The organism is Ponticaulis sp. (assembly GCF_029210165.1).
Classification (GTDB): domain Bacteria; phylum Pseudomonadota; class Alphaproteobacteria; order Caulobacterales; family Hyphomonadaceae; genus Ponticaulis.
Map to the genome: position 1 here is coordinate 232,303 of NZ_JARGNT010000003.1, position 15,141 is coordinate 247,443.

At 56.8% G+C, this 15,141-nt stretch carries 19 protein-coding genes; 7 read left to right on the top strand and 12 right to left on the bottom strand.

The window, feature by feature from the left end:
* Positions 1–2 precede the first annotated feature (2 nt).
* The 5 genes from P1U45_RS15810 to P1U45_RS15830 form a co-directional block, all read right to left on the bottom strand.
* A complete protein-coding gene (locus P1U45_RS15810) occupies positions 3–896 on the bottom strand; it encodes an alpha/beta hydrolase (protein ID WP_301059923.1) in 894 nt (297 codons plus the stop codon).
* A gap of 23 nt (positions 897–919) precedes the next feature.
* Positions 920–2,200, bottom strand: coding sequence for an amidohydrolase family protein (locus tag P1U45_RS15815; protein ID WP_301059936.1), 1,281 nt, complete (start codon positions 2,198–2,200; stop codon positions 920–922).
* Positions 2,201–2,279: 79 nt separating this feature from the next.
* Positions 2,280–3,395: an FAD-dependent oxidoreductase gene (locus P1U45_RS15820; RefSeq protein ID WP_301059924.1), complete on the bottom strand. Its 1,116-nt coding sequence runs from the start codon at positions 3,393–3,395 to the stop codon at positions 2,280–2,282.
* 110 nt (positions 3,396–3,505) lie between these two features.
* The gene (locus P1U45_RS15825; RefSeq protein WP_293608825.1) at positions 3,506–4,030 is read right to left on the bottom strand and encodes a DUF1993 family protein; all 525 of its coding nucleotides are present in this window, start codon (positions 4,028–4,030) and stop codon (positions 3,506–3,508) included.
* 128 nt (positions 4,031–4,158) lie between these two features.
* Entirely contained in the window at positions 4,159–5,103 is a 945-nt protein-coding gene (locus P1U45_RS15830; RefSeq protein ID WP_301059925.1) for a hypothetical protein, read from the bottom strand.
* A 130-nt stretch (positions 5,104–5,233) separates the two neighbouring features.
* On the opposite strand from P1U45_RS15830, the gene P1U45_RS15835 reads away from it, so the two are divergent.
* On the top strand, positions 5,234–6,028 hold the full coding sequence (locus P1U45_RS15835; RefSeq protein ID WP_301059926.1) for a DUF1206 domain-containing protein: 795 nt from the start codon (positions 5,234–5,236) through the stop codon (positions 6,026–6,028).
* On the opposite strand, the gene mtgA is transcribed toward P1U45_RS15835, so the two are convergent.
* Both mtgA and P1U45_RS15845 read right to left on the bottom strand, forming a co-directional pair.
* Entirely contained in the window at positions 6,025–6,798 is a 774-nt protein-coding gene (gene mtgA, locus P1U45_RS15840; protein ID WP_301059927.1) for a monofunctional biosynthetic peptidoglycan transglycosylase, read from the bottom strand. The genes P1U45_RS15835 and mtgA overlap by 4 nt on opposite strands.
* Before the next feature lie 149 nt (positions 6,799–6,947).
* Positions 6,948–8,036, bottom strand: coding sequence for a phosphotransferase family protein (locus P1U45_RS15845; protein ID WP_301059928.1), 1,089 nt, complete (start codon positions 8,034–8,036; stop codon positions 6,948–6,950).
* Between the two features lie 180 nt (positions 8,037–8,216).
* Here P1U45_RS15845 and P1U45_RS15850 point away from each other — a divergent pair, with 180 nt between their 5' ends.
* Complete coding sequence (locus P1U45_RS15850; protein ID WP_301059929.1) at positions 8,217–8,768, top strand: heme NO-binding domain-containing protein; 552 nt, start codon at positions 8,217–8,219, stop codon at positions 8,766–8,768.
* Positions 8,765–9,202, top strand: coding sequence for a hypothetical protein (locus P1U45_RS15855; protein ID WP_293608833.1), 438 nt, complete (start codon positions 8,765–8,767; stop codon positions 9,200–9,202). The genes P1U45_RS15850 and P1U45_RS15855 overlap by 4 nt, the downstream gene beginning before the upstream one ends.
* Here P1U45_RS15855 and purD read toward each other — a convergent pair.
* On the bottom strand, positions 9,166–10,449 hold the full coding sequence (purD, locus tag P1U45_RS15860) for a phosphoribosylamine--glycine ligase (protein ID WP_301059930.1): 1,284 nt from the start codon (positions 10,447–10,449) through the stop codon (positions 9,166–9,168). The two genes, P1U45_RS15855 and purD, sit on opposite strands and share 37 nt — an antisense overlap.
* Before the next feature lie 131 nt (positions 10,450–10,580).
* On the opposite strand from purD, the gene P1U45_RS15865 reads away from it, so the two are divergent.
* Positions 10,581–10,961: a cytochrome c gene (locus P1U45_RS15865; RefSeq protein WP_293608835.1), complete on the top strand. Its 381-nt coding sequence runs from the start codon at positions 10,581–10,583 to the stop codon at positions 10,959–10,961.
* 6 nt (positions 10,962–10,967) lie between these two features.
* Here P1U45_RS15865 and P1U45_RS15870 read toward each other — a convergent pair whose 3' ends face one another.
* The gene (locus P1U45_RS15870; protein ID WP_301059931.1) at positions 10,968–11,846 is read right to left on the bottom strand and encodes a rhamnogalacturonan acetylesterase; all 879 of its coding nucleotides are present in this window, start codon (positions 11,844–11,846) and stop codon (positions 10,968–10,970) included.
* 126 nt (positions 11,847–11,972) lie between these two features.
* Here P1U45_RS15870 and P1U45_RS15875 point away from each other — a divergent pair, with 126 nt between their 5' ends.
* Complete coding sequence (locus tag P1U45_RS15875; protein ID WP_301059932.1) at positions 11,973–12,110, top strand: hypothetical protein; 138 nt, start codon at positions 11,973–11,975, stop codon at positions 12,108–12,110.
* 69 nt (positions 12,111–12,179) lie between these two features.
* Entirely contained in the window at positions 12,180–12,950 is a 771-nt protein-coding gene (locus P1U45_RS15880; RefSeq protein ID WP_301059933.1) for a CPBP family intramembrane glutamic endopeptidase, read from the top strand.
* Here P1U45_RS15880 and P1U45_RS15885 read toward each other — a convergent pair.
* Positions 12,922–13,860, bottom strand: coding sequence for a GNAT family N-acetyltransferase (locus tag P1U45_RS15885; RefSeq protein ID WP_301059934.1), 939 nt, complete (start codon positions 13,858–13,860; stop codon positions 12,922–12,924). The two genes, P1U45_RS15880 and P1U45_RS15885, sit on opposite strands and share 29 nt — an antisense overlap.
* A 111-nt stretch (positions 13,861–13,971) precedes the next feature.
* On the opposite strand from P1U45_RS15885, the gene P1U45_RS15890 reads away from it, so the two are divergent.
* Entirely contained in the window at positions 13,972–14,157 is a 186-nt protein-coding gene (locus tag P1U45_RS15890; protein WP_022696002.1) for a hypothetical protein, read from the top strand.
* Positions 14,158–14,160: 3 nt separating this feature from the next.
* Here the strand turns inward: P1U45_RS15890 and P1U45_RS15895 are convergent, their stop codons facing one another.
* On the bottom strand, positions 14,161–14,316 hold the full coding sequence (locus tag P1U45_RS15895) for a hypothetical protein (protein ID WP_022696001.1): 156 nt from the start codon (positions 14,314–14,316) through the stop codon (positions 14,161–14,163).
* Between the two features lie 297 nt (positions 14,317–14,613).
* Positions 14,614–15,141: VIT1/CCC1 transporter family protein (locus P1U45_RS15900; RefSeq protein ID WP_301059935.1), on the bottom strand; the 528-nt coding region annotated here is incomplete at its 5' end.

Here is a 15,141-nt window from a genome sequence, read left to right on the forward strand (position 1 = left end):
CTCTAAGCGTGCTCTTTCGCGAATGGGATGACTTCGGCCAGCACGACAGGCACAGCCTTTGGCGGCATGTCATGGCCCCAGTCAGCAATCTCGACATAGCGTGCATTTGGCATGCGTTTCGCAACGTCCTGTCCGCACTGCGGCAGGATCAGCGTATCGACCTCACCGTGAACAACCAGTGTCGGCACAGAGAGCTCGGAGAGGCGTTCATGCCATAACGGCTGCGCCTGAATGGCCGCAAACTGTCGTGACAGACCTGCCGGACGGTAAGCGCGGTCATACGCAGCGCCAGCCTTCTCTGCGAGTTCCTCATCAGTAGCCTGCAGGCTCGGGCCTGACCCGATAACACGATTGGCTTTGATCGCATTGCGGATGATGTTTTCACGCGATGGCGGGTTCGGGCGCTCTGTAAGCACGGCATTCGCCTCCGGCGTAGACCTTTCCAGTGTAGGATCGCTGGACCATGTCATTGTCGGTATAATCGCTTTGACGGCGTCCGGGTGATTGAGCGCCAGCAACTGCGTGATCATGCCGCCCATGCTGACACCCATCACGATAGCGGGCTTAGCGTCGAGCGCTTCCAGAAGGCTTGCCGCATCGGCTGCCATGTCTTCCAGAAGATACGGCGCGTGATCCTTTGCCGTGCCGTCTTTCAGGCCACCAAAGATTTTCTTCATGTCCGGAATGCCCAGCTCGTCAAACTGCTGGGACAAGCCGATATCACGATTGTCGAACCGGATGACACGGAAGCCTTCATCGACGAGACCGTCGACGAATTCCTGGCTCCAGTTGATCATCTGGCCGCCATAGCCGGAAATGAGAAGGAAAGGCGTACCGAATTTGGAACCGAATTCTTCGTATTCGATCCCGGTCCCGTTGGCCGTGATGTGAGGCATTTACTGCTCCCTGATTCTTTTTGTTATTCAGGAAGTCTGTACACCTCTCCACGAGCCATGACAAAATCTACGTCCAGCAATTCCTCAATGTTCAACAGGGGATCTGCGGTAACCGCGATAATATCCGCCGACTTGCCAGCCTCGATTGTGCCAATCTCGTCTTCCAGCTGAATATGCTCGGCCGCGATAACTGTCGCCGCGCGAATGGCCTCTTCCGGCTCAAAGCCAGCCTCGATCATATAGACGAATTCAAGCGCATTCTCCCCGTGACGGGAGACACCTGTATCTGTGCCAAATGCGATGCGCACACCGCCCTCATGGGCGCGGCGTAGCATGTCGATCATCAGCGGACCGACAATCGCCGCCTTCTCGCGCGATGGCGCAGGCAACCATTCTTCATTCGTCCAGCCGGTCACGGTCACACCCGCAATCACGGTCGGCACCAGAATGGCATCATGCTCGAGGAAAAGTTCGATCGTCTCGTCATTCAGGTAGGTGCCGTGTTCAATGGAGTGCACACCGGCACGCAGAGCTGCGTTAATCCCGTCCACACCATGCGCGTGCGCTGTCACGCGACGGCCCATGCTTTCGGCAGCTTCCACAATCGCCACAAGCTCATCGTCGAACAACTGCTGGCCGAGACCCGCACGGGTGTTGGAAAGCACCCCGCCTGTCGCCGTAATCTTGATGACATCGGCGCCGCCGCGAACGGCAAGACGCGTTGCGCGGCGACAATCATCCGCGCCGTCACACACAAAATCGCTCTGGAAAATCTGCATAAGAGCGGGCGAGAACCCATTCACATCGCCATGACCGCCGGTCGGTGTGATAGAGGCACCTGATGCCCGAATACGTGCGCCAGGAACGCGGCCATTCATGATCGCATCGCGCAGAGAGAAGATCGCTTCAGGCGTGCCGCCCACATCCTGCACCGTTGTGAAACCAGCCTGCAGAGTGCGACGCGCATGCATGGCACCATCAAACGCCTCGTCCACTTCTGAATAAGTCAGCGCATTCAGACGCGCTGTCGGGCTGAACTCAGACAGTAGGTGCACGTGAGAATCGATCAGGCCGGGCATGACATAGCTGTCAGTCAAATTGATCAGTCGCTCGCCCGGATTAGGCGTCACATAGCCGTCTTCAATGGCGACAATCCGGTCATCAACGATGACCACTGTCTGCTCTTCCAGATACCCTTCACCTGGAATTGCAAGCAAATGTCCGGCGTGAATGTAAATTGTATCGGCTTGAGCGGCGCCGGCAATCGCACTGCCAAACAGCAGCGCAGCGGCGATAGATTTCATGGTCACTGGATTCTTCCCCTGATCTTCCACGAATTGGAGCATGGCCACCCATACTGGTCAATCAGAAGACAGGGGCAAGTTAAATACGAAGCCGCCTTGCCAGCTCGGCATGACCTTCAACCATGCGCGTGATTTCAGCGGGGTTCGGCGTGCGATCCCATTCGCGATAATCGGATGTTCCGCCAAGCACGATGCCCGTTTTACGCGGGAACATGTAGAGCACGCCATTATCCGTCGGTGCGACATAGGAGTAGTTGATCTCTTGCTGCGGCAGCAAATGGGTCAGCTGGCCGCGTACCGGAAAGATATCCTCATCGCCAAACAGCGCCCCTGCCCCAAGGCCGGTACAGTTCACAATGGTCTGCTCTGGCAGTGCCATCACCTCGGAGAGGTCAGCAAACTCCCTTTGGACGATGCGCGCACTGGCCAGCTGCGCGTCCTGCAGGATGGCGTCCAGATAATAATCCGGATCGATGATCATCGCCTTAAATCGCTGCTGATACGCGTATCCGAACAGATTGCCTTCAGTGGTTCGCGTGAGTTCGGGATAAATGTCATCACCGCCGGGAAGTCCTTCGGTCCAGTCACGTCGCTGCTGCATGCCGAGTGAATGATGGTCTGCCCAGTACACGCCATAGCCCGGCCGGTTCACATATGGAATGAAGCCCAGCCATGCCTTGCGTATCAGCTCTCGGTCCCATGCAAGAAAATCGGGCGTCGCAACGCGCCGGTCAAAATAGGTGGTCGGCATCCAGAGGACGCCCGCAATGTTGGACGTCGTGTAAGGTGGAAGGTCTGCCGCATAAATCGTGACATTATGCCCGCGCCGCGCCAGCGTCAGCGCCGCTGTCAGCCCCTGCACTCCGCAACCGAGCACAGCCACATCCTCATGGCCTGCCTCGCTCGCATAGTCCGCAGCCACCACAGCCGTGCCCCAGGACATTGTCACGCCGCAGCCGCCATGTCCGTAAGAGTGCACCACCGTCTTATCGCCCAACGTTTCCCAGTCGAGGCGATAGCCTTGAGGACGATACGGGCGCAGGCCGACAACCGTACGCGTCACACGGTCCATGCGGGACAGAACAGGTGGAAAATCCGCCCAATACGGGGGGGAGCCGGTTTGAAGCGATACGCTGGCGGAACAGCCTGCCAGCGAAGCTGCACCCAATCCGGTCAGAAACTGACGTCTGCGCATGTCACACTCCTCCCCGAAAGCATCCGAAGAAATGGAGCGCGCAAATCGCGGTGCAGTCAAGCAGCCATAGAGGCCAGCGTTAAAAGCCGGCCTCTATGCAGGAAATTCGATCAGCCCTGCTTGATCGCGAGCTTGCCGAGATAGTCCCGCTTGCCGAGCGTAACGCCCTTCATACGCAGAATGTCGTAGGTCGTTGTCGCGTGGAAATGGAAGTTCGGAATGGAGAACGACATGAGGAAGTCTTCAGCCACGAATGGGATGGTCACATCCTTCATAGAGAAGACCACATCTTTACCCGCCATCGCATTCACTTCGTCTGCGTCCATGGCTTTCAGGTCTGAAATCGTGTTGGCGACAATCTCTTCGAGGCCGACATAATCAGGGTCGGACATTGGCGGGATCGGGCTGAATGTGCCAGCGCGAATGCCTTCGATCGCACCGATGGAGTGCGTGCGCACAGATTTTACCTGAAAGGACAGCGGCAGCATGTCGCCGCAAAGGCGTTCATTCACCGCGCCATCCAGATCGAGCGCGTGCTGGTGATAGTGCTCCCGGCCCTTTTTCAGAACGTTGGCAATAGATTCTGCTGTGCGGATAAAGCCTGGAATGGTGGCATCATAAAGCGTGAATGACATTTGTGTCTCCCTGAAGTCTCACTCATACTTGGGCATGAACTGCGAGAGCGCAAACGGTATAACCGTACAGATGCAAAAAAGGCCCCGGCACAAACCGGAGCCTTCTCAAATTTCAGATAAATCAGCCCCTAGCCGACTTTCGCCGCCAGCTCTTTTTCGTAATCCGGATAAGAGTTTTTCATGACCGCATGGTTCAGCAGCGTTTCGGCAATCTGGGTCGTGCCCGTCTTGTCGAAGATCTGAGAGCGCGTCCAATAGCTCTCAGTCCGCTTACTGCCAGACATAGCGACGATCTCGCGACGGATGAGATACTCTTCTCCAACAAAAAGCGGCCCGTTAATGTAGCGCACTTCAAGGTCAGCGAAGAGGCCGATTGCCGGACGCTTGATCGGGAACTTCGCGTCGTGAACTGTATACTCAGCCAGAACCGACATCATCTCTGTCGGGATGATCGCGCGGCCCCATGGAGATGCGGCATCATCAGAGTAAGCTGGTGAATTCTCGGTGATGGCGGCCAGCTTTTGCTTCAGAGAGAACGGGTAGAGCTTACCCATATGCTGCTCCGGCCCCATGGTCGCCATCTCATCGACAGCGCCCTTCATGCCGACATGCATGTCTTCCAGAATGATAAAGTGGTCGAGTGGGCGCAGGTTTTCCAGACGCTCTTCCAGCAGGGTTTTACCGCCTCCCAGTGTGGCGCTTGCTTCCAGCACCTGCGTGCCGTCAGCTTTCTCCGCCCAGCAACGAAGGCGTGTCTGGTTTTCGTCAGATGGCAGCTCAACAAAGGCTTGCGTCTCTTCGCCTTCAACAACCATGTTTTTGAAGTGAGAGGAGAAACACCCCTTCTCGAACCAGTCCTTGCCCCAGATTTTTACGAGCAGCGGATCGAACAGGGAAAAGTGCGTCGGGCCTTCAATTGGGCCTGCTTTAAAGCCCAGCTTCTCAGCCATGGAATCATCGTGAATAGAGCCAGCGCCGGAGCCGTCATAGCTTTGCTCTTCCAGCATTTGTTTCGGCGCGCGCAGCGGGCCTGAGATGACGTTTCCGTCCTGAGTGATTGGCGTGTCAAACATCCCCGTGATCCTTTTATGCATGATTTCGTTGCGTCAGCGATACTTGGCTCACTCCACCAGATCAAGCAGGTTCACGAAACTACGTCTCGCACGTGCAACAAACTGTGAGCTTCAGGCGTTGATCATTTTAATGAACGCTCGTCTCAACCTCTCATTTGAAATCATGGCGCGTGCTGGCCTGTTTGCCCGTGCGATTGTCTATGCGTTGATCGCATCCCTGCTGGTGGCCGCTATTATCGCGCCGGGCACACGTGATGAAGGCTATTCTCCGGGCGACACCTTCCGCGAGATCGAGCAGCATGTGCCCGGCCTTCTGCTGCTGGCCATGATTGCTGCCGGCCTGTTCCTCTACGCCCTCTGGCGCGGCATTCAGGCCGTGTTCGACACGTCCGACAAAGGCGATGAATTTATGGGTTGGTTCGCCAGACTCGGGATGATGTCGTCAGGACTGAGCTACCTGACCGTCGGCTTTGCAGCCCTGCTCGTCGTGCTTGATCGCGACGACCAGAGCGGCGGCGGCACGACCGAGACACTCGCCAGCTACACGCTGTCTCAGATGTTCGGGAAATACCTATTGATGCTGGGCGGGCTGATCGTGCTGGCGATTGGCGTAGCGCAGGTCTGGCGGGCCGTGACCCATGCCTGGAAGCACGATCTCAATATGCCATCTGATAGCCAGGTCGTCTGCGCCCTCGTTTCTTCGGCAATTGCCGGACGCGGACTGCTGATCATGCTGGTCGGCGTGTTTCTCATCTGGGCAGGATGGGTTGGCGACGCGGATGAAGCGCGCGGCATTGCGGGTCTGCTGGGATGGCTGCGTGACCAGCCTTTCGGGCTGATCCTCTACGCGCTCAGTGCGGCCTCTATTGCAAGCTATGGCTTCTACTCGCTGGTCGAAGCGAGATACATGAAGATTAGCCTTTAATCGAGAACACAGCTTGCCAGTCCGTCGCGCTGTACGGTGCCCATACGCTGCTGCAAGGTTGAGGCGCGGCCGGAGACATAATTGCCCGGCGGGTCGACGCGCCAGCTATTCGGGTTGGGCAGAACCGCCGCCAGAAGCGCTGCCTGATATGGTGACAGCTCAGCTGCCGACACTCCGAAGCGCGCCTGCGCGGCAGCCTCGGCGCCGTAAATCCCGTCCCCCCATTCTGCGATGTTGAGATAGGTTTCCATAATGCGCTCTTTGCCCCAGATCGTCTCGATCACGAGGGTCATCCACGCCTCACCGGCTTTACGGACATAGCCGCCGCCATTCCAGAAGAAGACATTTTTAGCGGTCTGCTGGGATATGGTCGATGCACCGCGCAGGCGTCCACCTGCACTACGTTCACGAAGCGCCTGATTGATGGCGTCCATATCGATGCCGCCATGACTGCAGAAGCGGGAATCCTCCGCAGCGATCACGGCCCGCACCAGATGCGGAGAGATTTCCTCGAGCGGTACAGAGCGATGCTGCACGTCGCGTCCGACCAGCGCCGAGCCAGTCATATTGAGCGTGGTGGGCGGCAAGACGAGTGCCAGAAGCAGCGCGTACAAATGGATGAGCAAACCGAGCGAAAGCACACAAAGGCCGATACGCTTCGCCCAACGCCAGGCAATTGCCCGCATGCGTGCAAAGTCTTCGTCCTGCCAGTATTCTGTCTGCGAGGTTCGCGCAGGCGACGTCGCCACGCTCTCTTCAATCCCGTTCAAACCGTGCCTCATCCGCATTAAACGATGCGCGCATATGCGCTGCCATCTGGGCGGAAATAAGACGCCTGCGTGGCCGGTAAAGTTCCCCGAAACACAAAACCCCTCCGCGCTGGCAGAGGGGCTTCAGAGGTTTTGATTGTGGCGCGGGCTTAGTCGGTAAGGCCAGCTTTCTGCGCTTCGCCGTATGCGAATTTCGCGAGCAGAGGCACGCGCTCTTCCATTTGCGCAGCGTTAGCGTTGGACGCGGTTCCATCACGCACCCGGCCGACAATACCCTGAACGATGCCCGCCAGACGGAAGCCGTTATACGCGAAGTAATAGTGCACGTCCGGCATGCCGTTCAGGCCGCGATGCGCGCAATACATGTCGATATATTCTTCCATCGTTGGAATGCCGTACGCGTTCAGATCTTCGATGTTTGCCAGCGCGCCACGGCTATCAGAGCTCGGCATCACCCAGTTCATCAGGTGATAGGTGAAGTCTGCCAATGGATCGCCAAGCGTGGACAGCTCCCAGTCCAGAACCGCAATGACTTTTGGCTCTGTCGGGTGGAGGATCATATTGTCGAGACGGTAGTCGCCATGAACAATCGTCGTCGTCTCGCCAGCCGGAATATTCTTCGGCAGCCAGTCGATCAGCTTGTTCATTTCCGGAATGGTTGCCGTTTCAGACGCGACATACTGCTTCGTCCAGCGGTGGATCTGGCGAGCAACGTAGTCGCCTTCCTTGCCGAAGCCTTCCAGACCTGCCGCTTTCCAGTCCACATTGTGGAGGTCAGCGAAGGTTTTCACTTTGGCTTCGTAGATCGCGCGGCGCTGCGCAGGCTCGTAATCCGGCAGCGTGCCATCCCAGAGAATGCGACCGTCTACATTGTCCATCACGTAGAACATTGTGCCGACAACGCTCTCGTCTTCGCACAGGCCATATGGCCGCGCGACAGGGAAACCCAGCGGATAAAGTGCATTGATCACGCGGAACTCACGGTCAACTGCGTGCGCAGACGGCAGCAGCTTGCCCGGCGGCTTACGACGCATAACGTAAGCTTTTTTCGGAGTAATCAGCTTGAAGGTCGGGTTGGACTGGCCGCCTTTGAACTGGCGCACATCCATCGGGCCTTCAAAGCCTTCAACATTCTCCGTCATCCACTGATAGAGATTGTCTTCGTTGAATTTGTGCGTGTCTGCGACTTCTTTCGTGCCGCTGAACATCTCTTGTGCTGATGCGCCATGAACTGACATGTGCGCGTCTCCCCTGCTGACTGACTGTTTTAATTCTTCGCGCGTGAACTTAGCGATTACTGTGCTTAACGCAATCCATTGCGTATAGTTGAATCACATCCCCGAATTCACTAACGACAAGAGCGAGTATTTTAACGCTTTCACATTACTCTACGTCATCAGGAGCAGGCGGAGAGAACCGTGAAAGGACTCATTTTTACAGAGCTTCTGGCAATGGCTGACGAAGCGGTCGGTGAAGACCGGGTTGATCACGTTATTTCGGGATGCCCGCTCTCTGGCGGTGGTGCCTACAGCGCCGTTGGCAATTATCCGAGCTCCGATCTCATCGCACTTGTTCAGGGTTTCTCCGGCGAAACCGGTCTTAGCGTCGAAGCGCTTCAAAAAGCCTTTGGCCACTGGATGCTGAAACATTTCTCCAGCAGTTACACGCATTTCTTCATCACGAAGCGAACGGCCTTTGAGCTCCTTGAGTCCGTGGAAGAAGAAATCCACGTCGAAGTCAAAAAGCTGCATCAGGATGTCGACCTGCCGACTTTTGTATCGGCATTTCCGCAACCCGGCGTGATGGTCCTCACCTACCGTTCGCGCCGCGGTCTGGTCGATTTCTGCGAAGGTCTGATCGAAGCCACGCTCGACCATTATGGAGAGACTGGCACGATCACTCGCAAGGTGTCGCAGGACGGCAATCTGACGATTTCAGAATTCACGATCACGCTGGAGGCGGTGAAATGACCCAACCGCCGTCTGCCATCCCTGACACGGTATCTCGCACCCGATACAACCGCGAGAAAGCCGCACGGAAAGAGGCAGAACAACTTCTTGAAGCTCGCAGCCGTGAGCTATACGAGGCGAACAGAAATCTGGCGGCGGCCCTCGAAAAAGAAAAACAGCTCGTCACGCTTCAGTACGCGCTGATCACGTCCATCAATCACGAATTCCGTACGCCGCTCACCGTCGTTGACGGCGTCGCAGCCCGTATCGAAAAAATCGCGGACGGAGACAATCGCGATCGGGTGCTGGACAAGTGCAGCCAGATCCGAAACGCCGTTCAGACCATGACCTCGCTCATCGAAAGCGCGCTAAAGGGCTTTGGAAACCGACGCGAGGACGTCGATATGCCGATCGGTGTTCAACGTCTGACGCGCCAGCCAATGTCAGAGCGGTAAAACCCTTCCGACCAGTCAATCGCATTCACACCAGAATAAGCCCGCTTGAACGCTTCATCGATCGTTGGCGCCGTCGCGGTCACATTCAGCACACGTCCGCCAACGGCAATCAGAGCTCCATCCGGCGCAACATCCGTACCGGCATGGAAAACCTTCACGCCTTCAAGCAGTTCAGCCGTTTCAACGCCCTGAATTTCAGAGCCCTTCTCATAGGCTTCCGGATAACCCTTTGTCGCCATGACCACCGTAACCGCAGGATCAAATCCGCCTGCCGGGGCGAGCGCAGCAAAATCACGCGCGGAATATCCACCCGTAGAGCTTGCCAGAAGCAGCGGCACGATATCGCCCTGAAGGCCCATCATGAGAACCTGACACTCAGGATCACCGAAGCGGCAGTTATACTCAACGACCTTCGGGCCTTCCTCAGTGATCATGAGGCCGATATAGAGCACGCCCTGAAACTTTGCGTCCTCTGCGGCGAGACCTTTGAGCGATGGAACGACCACACGTTCCTCCACGTCTGCCATGAGCGCATCAGTCATGATTGGCGCAGGTGCATAAGCCCCCATGCCGCCTGTATTCGGTCCCTTATCGCCATCAAAGGCACGCTTGTGGTCCTGCGCTGCTGGAAGACAGATGAAGTTCTCACCGTCGGTGATCGCGAACACGCTCGCCTCTTCGCCCTGCATGAACTCTTCAATGACGAGCTCAGCAGACGCATCACCAAACTGGCCATCCAGCATGGTTTTCACGGCCTCGTCAGCGTCCGCGCGGCTCTCGGCGATAACAACACCTTTACCGGCCGCCAGACCATCAGCTTTGAGCACGTATGGCGCTTCCAGCGTATCGAGGAAGGCTGAAGCCGCTTCGACCGTCTTCACGCGCTGATACCGCGCAGTCGGAATGTCGTATTTTGCCATCAGGTCTTTGGAGAAACCTTTGGACGCTTCAATCTGCGCTGCAGCTGCGCTCGGGCCAAACACATCATAGCCAGCGCCTCGAAGGCGATCTGCAAGACCGTCTGCCAGAGGTTGTTCCGGACCAACAATAATCAGATCAGGGTCGAGCTGTTTTGCGAGCTTCTCAAGACCATCCAGATCGGTCGCCTTCACGTCGAAGCATGGCCCGACATTGTGCATGCCCGGATTACCGGGCACAGACCATACTTCATCAACCAGCGGAGACTGATTGATTTTCCAGGCAAGGGCGTGTTCGCGGCCGCCCGATCCGATCACCAGAATATTCATATGCCCCACATGTAAAACTGCTCACGTCCCGTCAAGCGATTTACAGGCCTGATGCGCATTCTGCTGACTTGCATGAACTGATTGCCTCTGTGATAGACTGCAGTGAGATTCACCTCAAAAGGCATGGTCATATGAAATCTGCAGCGCTTCTCTTTCCTGTCGCCGTCATCGCTCTGGCAGCCTGTTCGCAATCGGAAGAGACATCAACAGCGCCAGTTGACGCAATGATCGCTGAAGAACGTGCCGATCTGATTTCCGAGGGCCGCGCAATCGTCGAAGAAAATTGTACAGCCTGCCATGCAATCGGCGCTGAAGGTGACAGCCCGCGTCAGGACGCGCCGCCGCTTCGCACCGTGTTTGTAGAATTCGATGCTGAAGCCATTGGCGATGATTTCCGCGAAGGAATCCATGTTGGCGCGCTGGACATGCCGGATTTTGATTTCGGCCCGCTGGGGACGGAAGCGCTGATCGCCTATTTGCAATCTATCCAGACAGAAGTACCAGCCGAGTAACCATCCCTACTCCCAGGCTACAGCTGCACACGCCAACACATCAGCCGGTCGACCCGCTTCATCAGCAGGTTCATCGCTGATCGCCGTGTCACCGTACAGGCCAAACTCATTGCCGAGACGTTCAGCGATAATGCGCGCGACGCCGCACGCGCCTGTCTCAGTGAAATGGGTGTTGTCTTCAATGCCATCTGGATAGCGCTCGACATAGGCTGGCAGACGCTCTGCGACCTCTTCCGCAGTGAGCCAGAGAAAATCGTCTTTCGTGGCGACGCGGCCCAGCGTTTCAAAATAGTTTAGGGAAAGCTGGGCCAGATCGATGTAATCTACACCAGCCTCAATCGCAGCATTGAACGCATTTTGTCGGTATAGCCCGTGCGTTTCGACCATAGCTGGCCCTTCCCAGAGCCTGCGCGCCGCCGATGAAAGAATAACGGGCTCGCCACCAGCGCCCTGCACCTCGGCTGCAAACCGGATCAGATTCTCACGGTACGCTCCCTCAGGCGCGGCGTAGCGTTCCGGCGCATCATCGCGCGAGTCATTATGACCGAAACTGATGAGAACGATATCTCCTGCCCCGACCTCATCCATCAGCGCGTCCCAGCGGCCTTCATCGATATAGCTTTTCGTGCTGCGCCCATTCACGGCCAGATTCAGCACCTCGACATCATCTGGCAGATAGTAATCAAGCACCTGCCCCCAGCCGATCTGAGGCGCACGTTCGAGAGGATAGTCAGCGGCTGTTGAATCGCCGGCAATGATAATACGCCCGGAAAGCTCCGGAAGTTGAGGCATAGGCGACGCCGGCCCCGGGCCATCGGCCTGCGCACAAGCTGCACTCATGCTCATAAGAGCGCCTAGAATATATCGCGACGTCATCAGCTTCATGAAATCCTCCCGTTTGTCTCTATAATTGCGTGAATGACACCGGTGTCAACATCGGTTTTCAGGAGAAAAATGAAACCGGAGAGGTGCTTCGTGCGTATACATTATGAACCGACAAAAGGAGTTATTATGAGCCGCACAAATCTTGAAACAAACGAAGCCCGCCAAGGTGAACGAGTGCCAGGGATGTTTCTTGTTCTGACGGTTTCTACAGCAATCGCTATTCTCACGCTTGGTATTGGCGTGGCCGTAGTTGCCGCCGCATAGACTTATTGTAAATCGATATATCGCTCCTACATGAAGACCATACTTTATAGATTTTGAGGGGCGATATTTATGGTTTTGACAAGCTGGATCATTTTGTTGATCAGCATCGCGTTTCTTGCCCACCAGGTATGGGACGACTTCAAAACATTTCCTGCTTTCGTTGAGGAAACCGACAGCGCCAAACGGCGCAGATACTTCGGCAAAATGTTGCTGGAGTCCTCAATGAAGTATGGCGTTGCGGCCATTATTGGTCTCGCCGCTCTATCCAGCCTGAACGGGCTGATGAATTACCCCGAAATGCTGAATGCTGCCCGCATGGAAACACTGTCCTTCATGGGCAGCACGCACGGCGAACTGGCACGTATAGGCTGGATCGTAGCGGCGGTATTCTTCATCCCGCTCGCGGCCACAACCGTAATTCCCTTTATCCAGAAAATCGAAGACCTGCCGAAAGGCGGCGCGGTCGCCCTTATGGCGCGTAACCAGAAGGAAGCTGGCTGGGGCTATCTGCTGTCTTTGAATGCAGGCATTGTCGAGGAGATCGCCTTTCGCCTGCTGCTGCCGCTTGCGCTCTACTACATCACCGGAAACTTCATTCTATCCTATGTGATTGCAGCGTTGATGTTCGGGGTGGGACACGCCTATCAGGGCGTTGGTGGCATAATCGCGACAACAATTATCGGCTTCGTGCTGACCGCGATCTACGTGCTGACCGCTCAGCTGTGGCTCGTGGTCCTGATCCATGTTCTGGTCGATATTCGCGGGCTTGTTATTCTGCCGATCGGGCTTGGTCTGATGAAGCCGGAAGAGGCTACACAAACACACCCGGGCGCTGAATAAGGCTGCCGCCTGCGCCAAGCTTGAAGCGGGCAATGCCCGCGCCAGAGGCTGTGTTCACACCGCCAAGGTCAAGAACCGAATAGCCCTCTTCTTTCAGGCGCATCATCGCGTTCCAGAGGATCAGGTTATGAGCGCCGGCTTTACGCCCCTCATCCGAACTCCATCCAATGTGGTAGGTCGCCATAGCGCCATGCGCGAGGAACATCATCGCAGCGGCGGACTCTTTGCCGAGATCAGCGCGATAAATCCGCAGTCCGCCGCGCTTATCACCACCTTTGGCGCGTTGCTTGTCTTCCTGCCAGCGCTCGACGAGCGACGGAGGCAGGCCGTGATATTTCTTCTTCGCGCGCTGTTTCAGCTCTTCGTCCAGCAGCCATTGATACTGGCCCGGCTTATGGCCCGATGAGGTAAACTTCAGCTCGGACTTCTCAGCGGCGACGAGACGGTTACGCCATTTGCCATCAAGGCCGGCACGCAGCTCGTCTTCGGATTTGGTCAGCTCGATCCGCACCGTCGCATCGCCGGTCATGACGCGTTTAAAGCCTGGCATCTCCATTGGCTCGTCAACGGTGATCGCCACAAGGCGCGGCCAGCGAAGTTTCAGCTCGCGACGCAGCGTTCGCAGCGCGACCTGCTTTTCCGGCTCGGTCATCGGACGCACCCAGACCGGGCCGTACGTACAAAGAGCAAAGCGCGCTATCATGGCGAACGGGCGCAGGATGAACTGGGCAAGGCCGCAAATATTGCCGCTCGGATCATTCAGAGCAATGCGGATGACCTTTGCCCCGGTGCGAACCAGCGCTTCACCGTAGGACCAGTCCTGCTGATACGGCGCCGGCACAGCATTCAGCGCCGCATCCCATCGGGCGCGGGGTGTCTGATCAACGGAGATGGACCAGTGCTTGCTCATGAAAGAAAGAATTAAGCAGCTAGTATTAGTTTTTCGTTTATGAGCGCATCGGCGAGCTTCAGTAAGTGTGCTCGTGACCGGTAACACCTCACAAGGCGAGCATATAGACACATGCCCAAGTCAAAGCTTCAGACGATTTCCGGTGAAACCATACCAGAGCCGCGCATTACTCTTATGGCGGTCTGGCTGGTCTTTCTGTGGGTGGGCCTGCCTATTCTGGTGATTGGTGGCCTGTTAGACCTCGCTGTGCAGCTCATCTTCGGCGTCTGCACGGGATTGTGGTGTATTGCGGGCTAGCCTCTAGCCTCTGCGGTCACGGATCTTGCCCGAAAACGTCCACGAGAACGCCAGCGAGATAATCAGGGGCACCCAGATCGGCAGCTCGCCCAGACCCGGCGCATTCAGAGCCTCTGCGAGATGGTCATCCACCAGCCACCAGAGCAAAAAGAGAAGCATTTCATCATCCTTAAATTTATCGTTAAACAATAATTGATTATCGATAATTAGTCAAGGATGGTTTATGCTCGGCGCTGTTTTGGTTGGTGTGCTCGGGCTTGTCGTTCGTAAACTCACTCGCCCTGCGCCGTCGCGTTGCTCGTGTGGAGCACCACACAAACGACTGTGCAGGCGCAGGTGATCTGAGCGGCACGCGAAGAAACATCACCGAGCACAATGACAAGAAACACCAGAGGCCGACTGGCCGACGGGCGTCAGCCCGCCCCCGCGGAGCCGCCGCGCGGCGTGAGCGCTAAGTTAATGCAAACTAATCCCGCCAGCGAGGGAGCCAATAACGCCAGTTGCGACCATCGCGCCCACGCCCAGCGCCACCAGACGCACGATGGATTTCACAGGGTTCGCATTCCCCGCCTTCGCAGAGAGATAGCCGATAATCACCAGCCCGAGCAGCGTGGACGCACCCACCACCTGGCTCGCCAGCCCTGCCGGAGAGAACAGCGCCGCCAGCATTGGCAGCACGCCGCCCGCAACAAAGCTGACAGCTGAAAACAGAGCCGCCTGCACAGGGCGCGCCTTATGCACATCCACAATGCCCAGCTCGTCGCGCGTATGCGCCTCCAGCGCGTCATGCTCGGTCAGCGCCTCGGCGACCTCCATAGCCAGCTCCGGCTTCAGCCCGCGATCCTCATAGATCGCCGCCAGCTCATGCAGCTCGCCCTCCGGATTAGTCCGCAGCGCCTCCTTCTCCATTTCGAGATCGGCCTCTTCAATATCGGCCTGCGAGGCGACAGACACATACTCGCCCGCCGCCATAGAGAGCGCACC

Bases quoted from the DNA above. Each gene is read 5' to 3' on its own strand.
- P1U45_RS15810 (WP_301059923.1), bottom strand. From the start codon at position 896: ATGCCTCACATCACGGCCAACGGGACCGGGATCGAATACGAAGAATTC.
- P1U45_RS15815 (WP_301059936.1), bottom strand. From the start codon at position 2,200: ATGAAATCTATCGCCGCTGCGCTGCTGTTTGGCAGTGCGATTGCCGGC.
- P1U45_RS15820 (WP_301059924.1), bottom strand. From the start codon at position 3,395: ATGCGCAGACGTCAGTTTCTGACCGGATTGGGTGCAGCTTCGCTGGCA.
- P1U45_RS15825 (WP_293608825.1), bottom strand. From the start codon at position 4,030: ATGTCATTCACGCTTTATGATGCCACCATTCCAGGCTTTATCCGCACA.
- P1U45_RS15830 (WP_301059925.1), bottom strand. From the start codon at position 5,103: ATGTTTGACACGCCAATCACTCAGGACGGAAACGTCATCTCAGGCCCG.
- P1U45_RS15835 (WP_301059926.1), top strand. From the start codon at position 5,234: ATGAACGCTCGTCTCAACCTCTCATTTGAAATCATGGCGCGTGCTGGC.
- P1U45_RS15845 (WP_301059928.1), bottom strand. From the start codon at position 8,036: ATGTCAGTTCATGGCGCATCAGCACAAGAGATGTTCAGCGGCACGAAA.
- P1U45_RS15855 (WP_293608833.1), top strand. From the start codon at position 8,765: ATGACCCAACCGCCGTCTGCCATCCCTGACACGGTATCTCGCACCCGA.
- purD (WP_301059930.1), bottom strand. From the start codon at position 10,449: ATGAATATTCTGGTGATCGGATCGGGCGGCCGCGAACACGCCCTTGCC.
- P1U45_RS15865 (WP_293608835.1), top strand. From the start codon at position 10,581: ATGAAATCTGCAGCGCTTCTCTTTCCTGTCGCCGTCATCGCTCTGGCA.
- P1U45_RS15870 (WP_301059931.1), bottom strand. From the start codon at position 11,846: ATGAAGCTGATGACGTCGCGATATATTCTAGGCGCTCTTATGAGCATG.
- P1U45_RS15875 (WP_301059932.1), top strand. From the start codon at position 11,973: ATGAGCCGCACAAATCTTGAAACAAACGAAGCCCGCCAAGGTGAACGA.
- P1U45_RS15880 (WP_301059933.1), top strand. From the start codon at position 12,180: ATGGTTTTGACAAGCTGGATCATTTTGTTGATCAGCATCGCGTTTCTT.
- P1U45_RS15885 (WP_301059934.1), bottom strand. From the start codon at position 13,860: ATGAGCAAGCACTGGTCCATCTCCGTTGATCAGACACCCCGCGCCCGA.
- P1U45_RS15890 (WP_022696002.1), top strand. From the start codon at position 13,972: ATGCCCAAGTCAAAGCTTCAGACGATTTCCGGTGAAACCATACCAGAG.
- P1U45_RS15895 (WP_022696001.1), bottom strand. From the start codon at position 14,316: ATGCTTCTCTTTTTGCTCTGGTGGCTGGTGGATGACCATCTCGCAGAG.